The sequence below is a fragment of the Vagococcus humatus genome (genome assembly GCF_003950325.1).
GTDB classification, from domain to species: domain Bacteria; phylum Bacillota; class Bacilli; order Lactobacillales; family Vagococcaceae; genus Vagococcus_C; species Vagococcus_C humatus.
This window is the reverse complement of the sequence record NZ_PXZH01000003.1, coordinates 92,794-109,081: the sequence shown is the minus strand read 5'-3', so window position 1 is coordinate 109,081 and position 16,288 is coordinate 92,794. Positions and strand designations below refer to the sequence as shown.

The window sequence follows — 16,288 nt, the reverse complement described above, 5'->3', positions numbered from 1 at the left end:
TATGAATCAAGTAGCTATGCCAAACAAATTGCTAGATGTCCAAAATCTGAAACAATATTTTCATCCAGGCCAAGAAAATGAAGTGCGAGCAGTAGATAATGTGAGCTTTCATATTTATGAAGGGGAAACCTTTGGCTTAGTTGGAGAATCTGGTTGCGGAAAATCTACAACAGGTAGAAGTATTATTCGTTTATACCATCCAACTGATGGAGAAATTTATTTTAACGGTGAAGATATTAGCAAGCTAAAAGGTAAAAAAAATATGCAACAATTTCGTCGGGACATTCAGATGATTTATCAGGATCCTTATGCCTCATTAAATCCTCGGATGAAAGTCCAAGATATTATCGCAGAAGGGATAGACATTCACGGGTTGGCTGAAAGTGATGCAGACCGTAATCAACAGGTGAATGACTTACTTGAATTAGTAGGTTTAGATAAGAGCCATGCTACTCGTTATCCTCATGAGTTTTCAGGAGGGCAACGGCAACGGATTGGAATCGCTAGAGCATTAGCTGTTCAACCACGGTTTATTATTTGTGATGAGCCTATCTCAGCTTTGGATGTGTCTATTCAAGCCCAAGTCGTCAATCTATTACAGGAACTTCAGCGGAAAAAGAATTTAACTTATTTATTTATTGCCCATGATCTTTCTATGGTGAAATATATTAGTGATCGGATTGGTGTCATGCATTTTGGCAAACTGGTAGAAGTAGGAACAAGTGAAGAAGTTTACCGTTTTGGCTTACATCCTTATACAGAAAGTTTGCTATCAGCGATTCCTTTACCAGATCCTGACTATGAACGTAATAGACGGAGAGTAACGTATCAAGCCCCTAAAGAAGATGGCAAAGAACGTTCTCTAAAAGAAATAGCTTCTGGACACTATATTTATTGCAGTGATGATGAAGTCCCTTTTTATCAAAAGAAGCTTGAACAAAAGAAAAGGCAGTAGATACTCTTTCCCCATCTGCTGCTTTTTATAAATAATCTCCGGGACTCTCTGCTCCAGAGTCTCGGAGATTTTTTGTTTTTATTAAAATTAAAGGAAAGCTAGAGAATATATTTCAAATTAAGTTAAAAACAAGTATAATGTAGTTTGATACAAACTAATTGAAAAAAGGAATGTGATCAATGGATGAACAATTTTTAAAGCTATTAAAAGATGAGTATCAAGTGGTCTTTCAGAAAGAAAACTTGTTAAAACAAGCTTTTACTCATTCATCCTATGTGAATGAACATCGCTATTTAGAATTAACAGATAATGAGCGGTTAGAATTTTTGGGAGATGCTGTGTTGGAATTGTTAGTCTCTGAATATATTTATTGTCATTATCAAGAGTCACCTGAAGGAAAGTTAACCAAGTTGAGAGCAGCTATTGTTTGTGAGGAAAGTCTGTCTAAATTTGCTATTGAATGTTCCTTTGATAAATATGTGCGACTTGGCAAAGGAGAAGAAAATTCAAACGGTCGGAAACGTCCAGCTCTTTTGTGTGATTTATTTGAATCTTTTCTAGGGGCGCTTTATTTGGATCAAGGATTAGAAGCAGTCAATCGCTTTTTACAACAAGTGGTGTTCCCTAAAGTTGAAGCTGGTGTTTTTTCACATGAGATGGATCATAAAACTGCTTTACAAGAATTATTGCAACGAAATGGAGATATTCATATTGAATATCATTTGGTGAGTGAAGAAGGACCAGCTCATGATCGTTCTTTTACAGTAGAGGTTCAAGCTGGTGAGAAGATTATCGGAACAGGTATTGGGAAATCAAAAAAATTAGCAGAACAAAATGCTGCCTGTGAAGGTATTTTGTATATGCAGAAAAAAAGCAGCTGAGTAAAAAAGAGAGCTTTCTTTTTTACTCAGCTCTCTTATGTTAGAGGGGAAGTATGAGGGGAGTTTGTCAGATTGTATTTAAAAAAAATAGAAATTGCCGGATTTAAATCCTTTGCAGATCGAACAGTGATTGAATTTGATCAAGGATTAACAGCTGTTGTAGGTCCAAATGGTAGTGGCAAAAGCAATATTACAGAAGCCATTCGTTGGGTACTAGGGGAGCAGTCTGCCAAAAATCTTCGAGGAGGAAGAATGCCTGATGTTATTTTTTCAGGTTCTGCTAAGCGAAAACCATTAAACATTGCTGAAGTCACCTTAGTGTTAGACAATGAACAGCGATATCTTCCACTAGATTTTAGTGAAGTAAGTGTGACCAGACGTTTACACAGATCAGGAGACAGCGAGTTTTTTATCAATAAAAAAAATTGCCGTTTAAAAGATATTGTGGAATTATTTATGGACTCTGGGTTAGGTAAGGAATCTTTTTCTATTATTTCGCAAGGAAAGGTAGAAGCCATTTTTAATAGCAAACCAGAAGATCGGCGAGGAATTTTTGAAGAAGCAGCTGGTGTGTTAAAGTATAAGCAAAGAAAACATGAAGCAGAAAAAAAATTATTTGAAACAGAAGACAATTTAAGTCGGGTACAAGATATTATTTATGAATTACAAGAGCAATTAACCCCGTTAAAAGTTCAAGCAGAAACAGCTGAAACTTATTTAACTTGGTCTAAAGAGTTAAAAAATTGGGATATAGGCACAACTCTACTTAAAATTGAACAAACACAAGCCTCTTTTAAAGAGTATCAACAGGGCATAAATAGCCAGCAGCAAAAAATTGAACAAGTTGTGGCTGAGTTAACAGAAAAACAAAAATATTTAGATAAGCTAAAAGTAGAGAAAAATGGATTAGATACTCACATAGAGCAGATTCAGCAACAATTGTTAAAAACAACGGAACAATTGGAGCAAACAGAAGCTAAAAAGCAGGTGTTACTAGAAAGAAACAGTAATACTCAAGAATTGAAAAAAGAGTACGAAGAACGATTAAATCAGTTAACTGCGACTATGCAGCAGTATGAAGAAGAATGCCAACAACTAGCAAGTGATAAAGAAAAGCAACAACAAAGGTATGATGTTCTTCAAAAAGAAGTCGCAGAATACGCAGAACAAGTGGCTTTTTATAGTCACTCTGTTAAAGAACAATTAGCTATTTTAAGAAATGACTACATAGAAAATATGCAAGGGTTAGCTACAACTAATAATGAAATCAAATATTTAGCTAAACAATGGCAACTGGAGTCGGCTAAAAACCAAGATTTATTAACCAAACAACAACAGTTAAAAGAAAAAGAACAACAGTTGCAAGTGGATAATAGGACTCTTCAGCAGGAGAGTCAGGCACAAGCCTTAGCCTTAAGTCAGTTAACTGAAACTTTTTCCAAAAAAGAACAAGCATTAAAAATAAAACGTGACATAATAAAGCAACAAGAACAAGCTATTTATCAGCTGATGGGACAAGTCCAACAAACAGGTGCTCGGCATAAAAGTCTACAAGAAGTTAAAGAAAACTACACTGGTTTTTATCAGGGAGTTAGAGCTATTTTAAAACAAAAAGCAGCTCAACCAGGAATTATCGGGGCAGTTGCAGAATTAGTAGAGGTTCCTGAAGAGTTAAGTTTAGGGATTGAAACAGCTATGGGAGCTAGTTCTCAACATATTGTTGTTGAGAATGAACAAATAGCACGTCAATGTATTACTTATTTAAAAGAGCAGCGTTTAGGACGGGGAACTTTTTTACCTTTAACCGTAATCCAAGGAAAGTCGCTGCCAGAAAGAGTCAAAGAGGGGCTTCGCTTTGAACCTGGATATTTAGGAGTAGCTAGTGAGTTAATTCAATATGAAACTAAAGTAGCCCCAATTATTCAAAATATTTTAGGCCGGACGTTAATGGCTAAAGATTTAGCTAGTGCTAATCGCTTGGCTCAGCAAGTTCGCTATCAATACCGAGTGGTTTCACTAGAGGGAGATGTAATGAATCCTGGTGGAGCTATGACAGGGGGTGCTTCTAAAAGAGGCCAAAAAGGTGGATTGTTTAATCAACAGCATGATTTGCAGCGGTTAGAAGCATTATTAAAATCTCAGCAGCAACAGCTTAAAAGCTTACAAACAGAAAGAGAAGCTAATTTACAACAACTCCAACAGCTAGAGTTAGGAATTGAAGAATTAAGACAAGCCATTCATCAAGGAGAGATGAAGCAAGAAGGAATTAATCATCAATTAGCGATTGTAATGAAAGAAGTAAAACAATCGGAAAGAGAGCAACAAGCTTTTTCTTTTGAAAATCATGAGTTACAAGTATTTTTACAAAATTATGAACAAGAACGAGATTTGTTAACTAAGAAGAAACAAACATTAGAACAAGAACAAGCCAAGTTAAAAAAACAAATGGACAGACTAGAAGAGCAGGCTGAAACCAACTCACAGAAAAAAGAAGAGGTTCAACAGCTTTATCAAGAAAAACAAGCTAAATGGTTAGTGAGCCAAGAACAGTTGCATCATTTAACTAGTCGCTTAACAGAAAAACAGCAACAATTAACCAAAGAAAAACGAACTTATCAACAATTGTATGATAAACTACAAGTATTGACAGAAGACAGAGTATCAGATGATGAAAGCCAAGAAGACTTGGCAAATAAAACTCAGCTGCTAGCTAGTCAAAAACAACAATTGCAAGAAGAGTTATTAGATCAGCGGCAAATAAAAAAACAACTAGTTCAAACAGTTGAAGATTTAGAAAATAACACTAGTTGTTTGCAAAGTTCAAGAGAAGAATTAGTTAAGATTCACAATCAGTATGAAGTGAAGCTTAACCGTTCTGAAGTAGAATTGGATAATTTGCTAGTCTATTTACAAGAAGAATATCAAACGACTTATGAATGGGCTAAGCAGCAAGGCAATCAGGTTGAGGATTTACATGAAGGGGAAAAAGCAGTTAAACAACTGCGTGAACAAATTCAAGGTTTAGGCCCAGTTAATATTCAAGCGATTGAACAATATCAACAAGTAAATGAGCGGTATACGTTTCTTAGTAGCCAAAGAAAAGATTTACTCCAAGCTAAAGATAGTCTGTTTTGTACAATGGACGAAATGGATGAGTTGGTTAAGGAGCGGTTTTTAGAAGTCTTTAACGGTATTAGAGAGAAGTTTCAAGTTGTATTTCCTAATATGTTTGGCGGAGGTTATGCTGATTTACGTTTAACGGATAAAGAAGATTTACTAAAAACAGGGGTAGAAATAGTTGCCCAACCTCCTGGCAAAAAATTACAAAGTTTAAGTCTACTTTCAGGTGGGGAACGGGCTTTAACGGCAATTGCGCTGTTGTTCTCTATTATTCAAGTCAGACCGGTGCCCTTCTGTGTATTGGATGAAGTGGAAGCAGCTTTAGATGAAGCCAACGTTAGTCGGTTTGGTCAGTATTTAAAAAACTTTGAAAATGATACCCAGTTTATTGTGATTACCCACCGAAAAGGAACGATGGAAGCAGCAGATGTGCTTTACGGGGTAACTATGCAAGAGTCAGGGGTATCCTCGATTGTATCTGTACGTCTGGATGATGTGAATAAAAATGAAACACAGGAATTTGTGTAGAGGAGAGAGGATTTATCACATGAGTATAAAATTAGTAGCGATTGATATGGATGGAACCCTTTTAAATAGTCAAAAAGAAATTTCTGAAAAAAATCAACAGGTTTTAAAAGAAGCTAAAAAGCAAGGGGTTAAAGTGGTTTTATGTACAGGTCGTCCACTTATCTCCGTACTAAGCCATTTGGAAACTTTAGGGTTAGTAGAAGAGGGAGATTATACAGTTACTTTTAATGGGGGAGTTATCCGTGAAAATGCATCAGGTAAAGTGTTAAATCAAATCACGATGTCCTTAGAAGACGTGAAAGAAGTTTATCAAATTATTGATCAACTAGGCATGACAGCAGATGTGTTATCAGATAATTATGCTTATACGTTGGATGGAACTAAGGGAAATGAACCTTCCATATATGACCAGTTAAATCATTTTTCTACCTTTGTTCCTAAAACTATTCATCAGTTAACAGCAGAGATGAACTTTAATAAAGTAGTATGTTCAGGACCTGTTGATAAAATTACTGAAAAATTAGCTCAAGTACCAGCTAATTACCGAGAAAAGTATAACGTTATTCGTTCAGGTGCTAATTTATTTGAATTTGTGCCAAAACAAGTATCAAAAGGCAATGGTTTAGCTATTTTAGGGGATTACTTAGGAATTACAGCCAGTGAAATGATGGGTCTTGGAGATGAAGAAAATGATTTATCTATGATTGAGTATACTGGTTGTGGAGTAGCTATGTCTAATGGCTCTGATATAGTCAAAGAAAAAGCCCAATATATTACTAAAACCAATGACGAAGACGGAGTAGCCTATGCAGTAGAAAAATTTGTGCTAGGTTAAGTTGTTATAAATAAGTCGGAAGATTAAGAGAAAAGGAGTGATCTTGTGGGATTTTTTGATAAGATAAAAAAAGCTTTTACAGGTGGAAAAGAACCTGAACTAACTGAATCAGCTGAAAAGATGGACAAAGGTTTAGCTAAAACAAGAAAGTCATTTTCAGATATTATGAATGAATTTATGGCTAATTTTAGAACGGTTGATGAGGAGTTTTTTGAAAATTTAGAAGAAGCATTGATTACAGCAGACGTAGGTTTTGAGACAGCTCTACGTATTTCTGATGAGTTAAGACAAGAAGTTAAATTGAAAAAAGCGAAAAAACCAGAAGAAGTCCAACAAGCAATTATTCAAAAATTAGTAGAGATTTATGAAGCTCAAGGCATGGAAGAAAACAATGAGTTAAACCTTCAAGAAGAAGGGCTAACTGTGATGCTATTTGTCGGAGTAAATGGCGTTGGAAAAACAACTAGTATCGGAAAATTAGCCAATCAGTACCGAGAAGAAGGTAAAAAAGTATTAATGGCAGCAGCGGATACATTTCGTGCTGGAGCGATTGACCAATTAGTTGTTTGGGGAGAACGAGCTGGCGTTGAAGTGGTGCGAGGCAAAGCTGGCGGTGATCCGGCGGCAGTTGTTTATGATGCGATTGAACGAGCTAAAGAAGAGAAAGCAGATATTTTACTCGTAGATACGGCGGGACGTCTTCAAAACAAGGTTAATTTAATGAAAGAGTTGGAAAAGATTAAACGAGTAATCCAACGAGAAATACCTGAAGCCCCTCATGAAGTCCTACTAGTAGTAGATGCTACTACTGGTCAAAATGCTATGGTTCAGGCAAAACAATTTAAAGAAACAACTGATGTGACTGGCTTAGTTTTGACAAAACTGGATGGGACAGCTAAAGGTGGTATGGTATTGGCTATCCGAAATGAATTACATTTACCAGTGAAATTAGTTGGTTTAGGAGAAGGCATTGATGACTTACAAGCCTTTGACCCTAATGAATTTATTTACGGGTTATTTAAGGATTTATTGACTCCAACTGGTGATTTGCCAGAAATAGCGACTACTTTAGAAGAACCAACTGAGATGGAAGCATCAGCTGAAGTAGAAGAAGAGGAAGCCGAAATAGAGGATTCCCAGACTCAAGAAGACGAATAAAAAGACTTACTAGAGATTTTATCATACACATAGAAACACATAAGAAAAGTTGTGTTAGAACACCTTTTCTTATGTGTTTTTTAGCTATTAAAAAGTAGCAGTTAGGGCAATTTAGCTAGTTAGAGTCAAAAACTTGTTCAATTGGCTTTTTTTTTGCTATTTTAGTAGATGAACTCATTTTAACTATTTTGTTTATAAAATGGTATAATAAAAAAATAAAGACAAAGGAGAGGAGGAGTTATATGGAAACACTCAAACCCTTATTACAATTAGAAAGCCTACGTCCTCTATTTAAAGAAGGTCGATTTGGTATTGAAAAAGAAAGTCAACGGATGGATCAAGAGGGAGATTTAGCCAAAACTGATCACCCTAGTATATTTGGTAATCGGAACTTTCATCCTTCTATTCAGACAGATTTCAGTGAAACTCAATTAGAGTTAATAACCCCAGTGGCAGATTCAGCTAAAGAGGTGCTAAACTATTTGGCAGCGATTCACGAGGTTGTTTTGCGTTCTTTACCAGAAGAAGAAGCGATATGGCCCCTAAGTATGCCGCCTGCTTTACCAAAAAAAGAAGAAGATATTATGATTGCTAAGCTAGAAAGAAATGAGGATGTTCTTTATCGTCGTTATCTCGCTTTAGCTTATGGTAAACGTAAGCAAATGGTGAGTGGTATTCACTATAATTTTGAATTTTCTAAAGAATTTTTACAACAGCTTTATCAAGAGCAAACTAGCTATGCTGATTATGTATCTTTTGAAACCAATGTCTATTTGAAAGTAGCGCGAAATTATTTACGTTACCGCTGGTTGATTGTTTACTTGTTAGGTGCTGCTCCTGTTTCAGAACCTGGCTATTTTACAGATTGCCATCACCGCAAACCTAAAGAACCTGTTCGAAGTTTAAGAACTAGTGATTTTGGCTATACTAACCATGATGATGTGTTTGTTTCTTACGAAACCATTGACCGATATGTAGATGATATTCACCGGTTAGTAGAAACAGGTGTTTTATCTGAAGAAAAAGAATTTTATTCACCTGTTCGTTTAAGAGGAGAGAAACGGGTAGCGGATTTAAAACAACATGGTATTCACTATATTGAAATTAGAAATATCGATTTAAATCCATTTGCGCCTTATGGGATTGATGAAAAAACCATTGAATTTTTACAATTTTTCTTAATGTTAATGCTTTGGATTGATCCATTAGAAACCGATGCTGACCAGCTTTTAAAAGTCGGAAATAAACGAAATAATGAGGTTTCTTTAGAGCACCCTCTAACTAAAACAAGTTATTACGAAGAAGGACACATGCTTCTTACCCAGATGAAAGAGATGGCCAAAGCTCTTCATTTATTGGAAAACGAATGTGAATTAATCAATTGGGTCGAGGAGTTACTTGAGAATCCTCAGAAAACTTTAAGTGGTCAACTGGTAACAGAGTATGAGGAAGGTTTAGCTAATGCTGATTTAGGAAAAGTTTTAGGTTGGAAAAATAAAGCCCAGGCTTTAGAAAAACCTTACCAATTAGCTGGTTTCAGAGATATGGAGCTATCTACCCAAATCTTGATGTTTGATGCTATTCAAAAAGGAATTGATGTTACTGTTTTAGATAGACAAGATCAAATTTTACGCCTTAGTTATGCAGATCATGTGGAATACGTTAAAAAAGCAAACATGACAAGTCTAGATAATTACATTGTGCCACTTATCATGGAAAATAAAACTGTTACTAAAAAATTACTAGCTCAAGCTGGTTTTAAAGTCCCTAGAGGCCGAGAATTTAGTAGTGTAAAAGAAGCTTTGAATGCTTCAGAACTATTTTTAAACAAAGGCTTTGTAGTTAAACCCAAATCAACTAATTATGGGATCGGGATTTCTATTTTTAAAGAAGGGGCTTCTTTTGAAGCTTACCAAGAAGCAGTTGAAATTGCTTTTAAAGAAGATCAAGCTGTTTTAGTAGAAGAGTTTATCGAAGGGACAGAATACCGTTTCTTTACAATTGATGGACAAGTGAAAGCCGTGATGTTAAGAGTACCTGCCAATGTAGTAGGAGACGGGGTTAAACGGATTGATGAACTAGTAGCAGATAAAAATAAAAATCCATTAAGAGGCACTCATCACCGAGCACCTTTACAGTTAATTGAATTAGGCACGATTGAAACCCTTATGTTAAAAGAACAAGGGTATACTCCTGAGACTGTTTTACCAAAAGGAGTGACAGCCTATTTAAGAGAAAACTCTAATGTTAGTACCGGTGGTGATTCTATTGATGTAACTGAAGAGATGTTAGATAGTTACAAACAGATTGCAGGAGACGCAGCTAAGTCGCTAGGTGCTGTGATTTCAGGCATGGATTTAATCATTTTTGACCCTAAAAAAGAAGGCAAAAAAGACTCTGATTCTTATGCCATTATTGAAGCTAACTTTAATCCTGCCATGCATATGCATGCCTATCCTGAAAGCGGAAAAGGCCGCCGCTTGACTAGAGATGTACTTGATTTACTATTTAAAGAGCTACCGAAAGATTAAGAAAGTAGGCTAGTTATGCAGCAAGTTATGACATGGAAACAAGCACTTACCCGCTCTTTTCAGTTAGTTGGGCTTATTCTAGGTATTAAATTAATCAGAAAAAGTCTGACAAACTTTACCGAAATTAGAAGTTTTCTAAGAGAGTTCAGTCAAGAAAGAGACAAAGGACTCGCATTAGTGACTTTCTTAGGCACTTTCCTGCTGATTTATTTAGTTTCTAGCTTAGTTTTAGGGCTTATTTATTACTTAGCCAATCATGTGGGAGCTAGCCTTAAAAAATAGAATAAACAAAAACACTCAGCTTAATCAGAGAAGCTGCCTCATCAAAATGGGACAGCTTCTAAAGCTTGAGTGCTTTTTTATTGTTTGGTCATATCTAGTAATTTATTTTTTAAATCAGCTTCCATAGTTTGTAGCTCTATTTCAGCTGCACGGCGTTTTTCTTTACCTTCTTTTTGGATACGTAAGGTTTCTTGAATAGTTTCAACTAAATCATTTTGAGTTTGTTGCAAGGTTTCAATATCCACTACGCCACGTTCATTTTCTTGGGCAATTTCAATAGCCGAAGTTTTAAGCATCTCTGAATTTTTCTTGAGTAGTTCATTGGTTGTATCAGAGACTTGTTTTTGAGCGGCAACAGCATCTTTTTGTCTAAAGAGAGTTAAGGCAATCGCAACTTGATTTTTCCATAAAGGAATAGCTGTATGAATAGATGTTTGAATTTTTTCAGCTAAAACTTGGTTAGTATTTTGAATCATTCTAAGTTGGGGAGCTTGTTGAATAGTAATTTGCCGAGCCAAATAAAGATCATAGGTTCGTTTGTCTAATCGTTCTAAAAATTGATTGAGATCATTCACTTTTTGAACTGCCATTTGATCGCCAGATAATTCTGCTTCTTTCACTGCTTCAGGAATGAGCTTTGTTTGTAGTTCTTCTTTTTTTAATTCTCCAGCAGCAATATAAATATTTAAAGCTTCAAAATAATCTTTATTTTTTTGATACAGCTGCTCCAGTAGCATATTATCATTTAATAAACCATTTTTTTCTTTTTCTAATTTTATCCCAATTTTATCAATTTGAGCTCCTACTTTTTGGTAGCGAGCGGTAGTTTCATAAATAGATTCTTTGACTTTACCGAACCAACGTTTGAAAATATTTTTATCTTGGGCTTCCAACTCTTCAGGATTGGCCTCGTTTAAACGGTACATGAGTTCATTTAATGACTCTCCAATCGGTCCAACATCTTGATTTTGGACATGATTTAATACCGTATGAGAAAAGTCTCCTAATTTTTGCTGAGCAGCAGCGCCGTAAGCTAATACAGACTGGGAATCATTAACGTCAATTTGTTCCGCTAATTGTTTGGCTTGTTCTTGTCGTTCTTTTGGTAAAGTTTCCAGTAAAGTCGCTACTTTTTTATCTGAAGAGACTGCTGGTTGCTGCGTCCCATGAGGATGTTCGGTATCTATATCGAAGGGATTGGTTAGTAAGTCATCTAAGGTATCATTAACAGAGGATACAGCATCTGTGTTATGTAAATTATCTGTCATCAAAAGAACCTCCTTTGTCTTCTGTTTGCTGAAAATCATTGAACCAATCAGTATCTTTTTGAATATTTTTTTCTGCTAGAGAAACTTCAATTTCTAAATCTTCTAAGTCATCTGCCACAATTTTTTCATAGTCACGAAGGACTAATTGAGATAATTCATCAATCACGGAAGCACTTTTATCAAGGGCTTGATAAGTTTGTTTGTTTTTTAAATCGTGGTTATTAATCTCTATGTATTTTTTGCTTAACTCGACTAAATTGGGGAGATGAGTATATAAAAATTGATCTGCTCGGTGAAGTTTTCTTGGTTCTTTAACTAGCTCTTTAAAAATACCTTTGGCAGCAATTAATGTATCATGTCTTAAATTAATCGCTTTTAGTTTTGGCACTTGATTCATTTGTTGTTCTAGTAGTTGAATTTGTTTTTTGGTAGCTGCCATTGTGTTTCTGAAAAAGATGATTTCTTCATCAGTCATACCAACCTTATAGTAATGATCTAGTAGGTCATCACTAGGTTCTGGCATTCTTCTTTTCTTTTTCTTCGGTGTTTTTTCTAGCCGATTAGCGATAAAGCTGATCAATAGTAGCCAAATGCTTAACACTAAAATACCTTTAAGAAAGGAACTGGATAGACTGACAATGGTTAAGGCACCAATTAAAGCAAGTAAACCTGTAAAGATAATCGACCATTTATATCGACGCATTTTTTTCACTCCTGTTCTCCGTGATTACATATTTAGTTTATCATAGCCTTTAAAAAAGCGTATCCGTCGTAAGATGGATTTACACTCAGTCTTTTTACCCCTATGATAATAGAAGAATTGACCAAAAGAAAGAAGAAAGGTATGATAAAAACAACATAAGTAGCCTAAGATAGGAGAAAAGGGAAGATGACAGATAATTTAGTTGAAAAAACACTGACACGAAAAGAAATTCTAACTGGTAATGTGATTCATGTAGTAGTAGATGAAGTGGAATTGCCTAACCATGAAAAAGGTCAACGGGAGATTGTCCTTCATCCAGGAGCAGTTGCTATCATGGCACTTACTTCCGATAAAAAAATGTTATTTGTAAGACAGTTCCGTAAGCCTTTAGAACGCACTATTTTAGAAATACCTGCTGGTAAAATCGATCCAGAAGATACTGATACATTAGCTACAGCTAAACGGGAATTAGAAGAAGAGACAGGCTATCAAGGTGAAAAATGGCAATTTGTAGCAGAATATGCCACGTCTCCAGGATTTAGTAACGAAATCATGCATACTTATTTAGCTACAGACTTAGTTAAAGTAGAAGACCCATTAGCACAAGATGAAGATGAATTTCTTCAATTAGTAGCTTATACGTTAGAAGAGGCAAAAGCAGGGATTAAACAAGGAGAAATCTATGATGCTAAAACCATTATGGCTATTCAAACTTGGCAGGCTATGACAGAGTCTGGTGAACTGTAAGAAGAAAGGAGTCCTTAAATGGGGGAAAAAGACCCAATCTTAACCCGCTCAAAAATTCGTGAGATGAAAAAAGAAGAAGAACGTACTTTAAGTCGGTTAACGAAACTAGACAAAGAACGTCTAGAGGCTTTACGAGAGAAAGATCGTTCTCAAAAGACCCCTTCAGATTTAACACCGCCCACTGAGGGAGGACGACTGGCACGGAATCAAAAAATTAATGAACGAAGTAGTTTTTTAACCAAAGCCATTATTATTGTGACAATTTTATTAATTATTATGGGGATTATTATTTTTAGACTGTAGAAAAAAGGAGTTAGGAATAGATGAAAATAGGAATTATTGGGGCAATGGCTGAAGAAATTCGCCTATTAAGAGAGGAAATGCAAGAACCAACTGAATGGCAAGAAGCCAGTGCTACGTTTATCTCAGGTAAAATTGGGGATCATCAAGTAGTTGTAGTTCAATCAGGGATTGGAAAAGTTTTAGCCGCTGTGACGGCTACATTATTAATTAGTCATTACCAAGTAGATATGTTAATTAATACTGGTTCCGCTGGTGGAATTGGTGAAAGTTTAGAAATTGGTGATTTGGTGATTTCTAATCGTTTAGCTTATTTTGATGTAGATGTGACGGCATTTGGTTATGCTCCAGGTCAAATGGCAGGCATGCCTCTTTATTATGAAGCTAATGAGCCTTTTGTTCAATATGTAGAACAAATCGCTAAGAGTCAAGAAGTTAGAGCTCATACAGGACTTATCGTAACAGGAGATACCTTTGTTCACAGTCCAGAACAAATTGATCAAATTAAAAGCATTTTCCCAGAAGTTTTAGCTAATGAAATGGAAGGAGCGGCTATTGCTCAGGTAGCCACTCAATACCAAGTACCTTTTGTTGTGCTGAGAGCTATGAGTGATGTTGGAGATGAAAATGCCCATATCAATTTTGACGAGTTTATTTTAGAGGCAGGTAAACGCTCTGCTCAATTGGTTATTGCTTGTATTAAACAATTAGCTTACTAAAAAGGAGAATAACAGATGAAAGCTTTATTAAATATTGATTATACCTATGATTTTGTTGCAACAGACGGGGCACTAACTACAGGGGAAGCCGGTCAAGTTATTGAAGCGGATCTGATAAGAGTGACACAAGAGTTTCTAGAAACAGGCGATTTTGTGGTGTTTCCAATTGATGCTCACGATCCAACAGATACCTATCATCCAGAAAATAAACTATTCCCTCCTCATAACGTTATTGGAACAAAGGGACGCAATCTTTATGGAAAATTAGCTAGCTTATATGAAGAATATCAAGGAGCTAGTAATGTATATTGGATTGACAAACGTCACTATTCCGCTTTTAGTGGAACAGATTTAGATATTCGTTTAAGAGAAAGAGGCATTACTGAACTTCATTTAGTAGGTGTTTGTACCGATATTTGTATTTTACATACAGCAATTGATGCGTATAACTTAGGCTATGATATTGTGGTGCATGAAGCAGCAGTGGCTAGTTTTAATCCAACAGGTCATGCTTGGGCTTTAGAGCATTTTGAAAATAGTTTAGGCGCTAAAGTTATTTGAATAAAAAAATGAGAGAAAAACTGTGAGTAGATGGGTGACAGTCATCTCTCATTTTTTTTACTTTATTATTTGAAGGACTTAGTGATAGAATGGTTCTACAAAACGAATTAGAAAGAAGCGATCTTATGACAGCTATTTATTTAGATAACGGAGCAACAACGCCTCTTCATCCTAAAGTGAAAGAAGCGATTATTGATACGTTAGACAATTTTGGTAACCCATCTAGTATTCATAGTTACGGCCGAACAGCTTATCATGTGATGGAAGAAGCAAGACTAACTCTTAAAACTTATATCCATGCTACAGCCAAGGATCAACTGATTTTTGTTAGTGGTGGAACAGAAAGTGATAATACAGCGATTATGCAAACAGCTATGAGCCGAAAAGAAGTAGGTAAGCATTTAATCACTACCCAAGTGGAACACCCAGCAGTCCTTGAAACTATGCGCTTTTTGGAAACGCAAGGTTTTGAAGTGACTTATTTACCAGTTAGTCAAACAGGGGAAATCACTGTGGAACAAGTTAAACAAGCCTTACGCCCAGATACTATTTTAGTATCGATGATGTATACCAACAATGAAACAGGGGTAATGTTTCCTATTAAAGAAGTAGGAGAATTATTAGCAGATCATCCAGCTTATTTTCACACAGATGCAGTGCAAGCTTTTAGCTTAGAAAGTATCAATGTGAAAGAATTAAAGGTTGACTTTTTATCTGCAACTGCTCATAAAATTAATGGACCAAAAGGGATTGGACTTTTATATGTAAAAGAAGGAATTTCACTTCCTACTCTTTTACATGGGGGAGAACAAGAAGGAAAGAAACGTCCTGGAACAGAAGATATTACTGGGATGCACGCTTTTGCTGTCGCAGCTAGCCAATTAGATGATGAAGAAAAATTACGACGCAAAGAACTGTTTAAAGAGTTTCATCACATCATTAAACAAACCTTAACCGAGGCCCAAGTTGATTTTTCAGTTAATGGATCTGAAGAACATGCTTCCCCTCATGTATTAAATTTATGGTTAAAAGGTGTACCTAATAACTTAATGTTAATGCGTCTTGATTTAGAAGGATTTGTTATCTCAACTGGTTCAGCTTGCTCTGCGGGAAATATTGATCCTTCCCATGTGATTGAAGCGATGTATGGTAAAAATCATCCTAGTTTAGATGAGTCTATTCGGATTAGCTTTGGTTACGGTAATAACACAGAAGATGTCACTAAATTTGCCAAAGCTCTAGCAAGTGTTGCTACTCAGTTAAAAAAATAACGAAAACTAGAGAAACCCTTACATTTATATTATAATAGAGAAAAAGAATAAATGAGGTGGCAAAGATGGCTTTTTCAAAGCAAGCAACAGTGGAAGGATGTCCTGTTAACTATGCAGTGAGTCCAAGTGCACGTAAATTTACGTTTAAAGATGTAGGATTTACCGAAACAGCTTCCGGCAACTTTCAGTACAATCGTCCATTAGAAGGCCTTGTAACAGATAAACAAGGATTTCGGTTAAAAATTACTGTAGCAGAAGATTTAAAAACATTAAAAATGAGTATTACAACAGCTAACGGAATGAAAAGTATGAATATTTTCAAAGGGGATAAATTTAAAGACCAACAAGAAAAATTCTACTTTACCTTAGATGAAATGATTGAACGAGGTTGTTTTGAAAAAATTGAATAGTTTTTCAAAGAAACAGAGC

The 16,288-nt window shown here is 35.7% G+C and carries 14 protein-coding genes and 1 pseudogene; 13 read left to right on the top strand and 2 right to left on the bottom strand.

What is annotated here, in order from left to right:
• The first annotated feature begins 16 nt into the window (after positions 1–16).
• The 7 genes and pseudogenes from C7P63_RS07520 (at position 17) to C7P63_RS07490 (ending at position 10,290) form a co-directional block, all read left to right on the top strand.
• On the top strand, positions 17–955 hold the full coding sequence (locus C7P63_RS07520) for an ABC transporter ATP-binding protein (protein WP_125943574.1): 939 nt from the start codon (positions 17–19) through the stop codon (positions 953–955).
• Between the two features lie 179 nt (positions 956–1,134).
• On the top strand, positions 1,135–1,836 hold the full coding sequence (gene rnc / locus C7P63_RS07515) for a ribonuclease III (RefSeq protein ID WP_125943553.1): 702 nt from the start codon (positions 1,135–1,137) through the stop codon (positions 1,834–1,836).
• A 72-nt stretch (positions 1,837–1,908) separates the two neighbouring features.
• Positions 1,909–5,484, top strand: coding sequence for a chromosome segregation protein SMC (smc, locus tag C7P63_RS07510; protein ID WP_125943552.1), 3,576 nt, complete (start codon positions 1,909–1,911; stop codon positions 5,482–5,484).
• A 19-nt stretch (positions 5,485–5,503) separates the two neighbouring features.
• Positions 5,504–6,319, top strand: coding sequence for a Cof-type HAD-IIB family hydrolase (locus C7P63_RS07505; RefSeq protein ID WP_125943551.1), 816 nt, complete (start codon positions 5,504–5,506; stop codon positions 6,317–6,319).
• 45 nt (positions 6,320–6,364) lie between these two features.
• Positions 6,365–7,351, top strand: a pseudogene (gene ftsY / locus C7P63_RS07500) (signal recognition particle-docking protein FtsY); the annotation flags it as partial.
• Positions 7,352–7,719: 368 nt separating this feature from the next.
• Positions 7,720–10,008, top strand: a complete 2,289-nt coding sequence (gene gshAB / locus C7P63_RS07495) for a bifunctional glutamate--cysteine ligase GshA/glutathione synthetase GshB (protein WP_125943549.1) — start codon at positions 7,720–7,722, stop codon at positions 10,006–10,008.
• Positions 10,009–10,023: 15 nt separating this feature from the next.
• Positions 10,024–10,290, top strand: a complete 267-nt coding sequence (locus C7P63_RS07490; protein ID WP_125943548.1) for a hypothetical protein — start codon at positions 10,024–10,026, stop codon at positions 10,288–10,290.
• A 77-nt stretch (positions 10,291–10,367) separates the two neighbouring features.
• Here the strand turns inward: C7P63_RS07490 and C7P63_RS07485 are convergent, their stop codons facing one another.
• Entirely contained in the window at positions 10,368–11,558 is a 1,191-nt protein-coding gene (locus C7P63_RS07485) for a toxic anion resistance protein (protein ID WP_125943547.1), read from the bottom strand.
• Positions 11,548–12,261 (bottom strand): 5-bromo-4-chloroindolyl phosphate hydrolysis family protein, encoded by a 714-nt coding sequence (locus C7P63_RS07480; protein WP_125943546.1) that lies wholly within the window; start codon positions 12,259–12,261, stop codon positions 11,548–11,550. Before C7P63_RS07480 ends, C7P63_RS07485 begins: the two co-directional genes overlap by 11 nt.
• A gap of 186 nt (positions 12,262–12,447) precedes the next feature.
• Between C7P63_RS07480 and C7P63_RS07475 the strand changes: the two genes are divergently transcribed.
• From C7P63_RS07475 to C7P63_RS07450, 6 genes are all read left to right on the top strand, one after another.
• Complete coding sequence (locus tag C7P63_RS07475; RefSeq protein ID WP_125943545.1) at positions 12,448–13,008, top strand: NUDIX hydrolase; 561 nt, start codon at positions 12,448–12,450, stop codon at positions 13,006–13,008.
• Between the two features lie 18 nt (positions 13,009–13,026).
• Positions 13,027–13,311, top strand: coding sequence for a cell wall synthase accessory phosphoprotein MacP (macP, locus tag C7P63_RS07470; RefSeq protein WP_125943544.1), 285 nt, complete (start codon positions 13,027–13,029; stop codon positions 13,309–13,311).
• A gap of 20 nt (positions 13,312–13,331) precedes the next feature.
• Positions 13,332–14,027 (top strand): 5'-methylthioadenosine/adenosylhomocysteine nucleosidase, encoded by a 696-nt coding sequence (locus tag C7P63_RS07465; protein WP_125943543.1) that lies wholly within the window; start codon positions 13,332–13,334, stop codon positions 14,025–14,027.
• Positions 14,028–14,042: 15 nt separating this feature from the next.
• On the top strand, positions 14,043–14,588 hold the full coding sequence (locus C7P63_RS07460; RefSeq protein WP_125943542.1) for a cysteine hydrolase family protein: 546 nt from the start codon (positions 14,043–14,045) through the stop codon (positions 14,586–14,588).
• A 125-nt stretch (positions 14,589–14,713) separates the two neighbouring features.
• Positions 14,714–15,859: a cysteine desulfurase family protein gene (locus tag C7P63_RS07455; protein ID WP_125943573.1), complete on the top strand. Its 1,146-nt coding sequence runs from the start codon at positions 14,714–14,716 to the stop codon at positions 15,857–15,859.
• Positions 15,860–15,924: 65 nt separating this feature from the next.
• Complete coding sequence (locus C7P63_RS07450) at positions 15,925–16,269, top strand: cysteine desulfurase (RefSeq protein WP_125943541.1); 345 nt, start codon at positions 15,925–15,927, stop codon at positions 16,267–16,269.
• Positions 16,270–16,288: the final 19 nt, after the last annotated feature.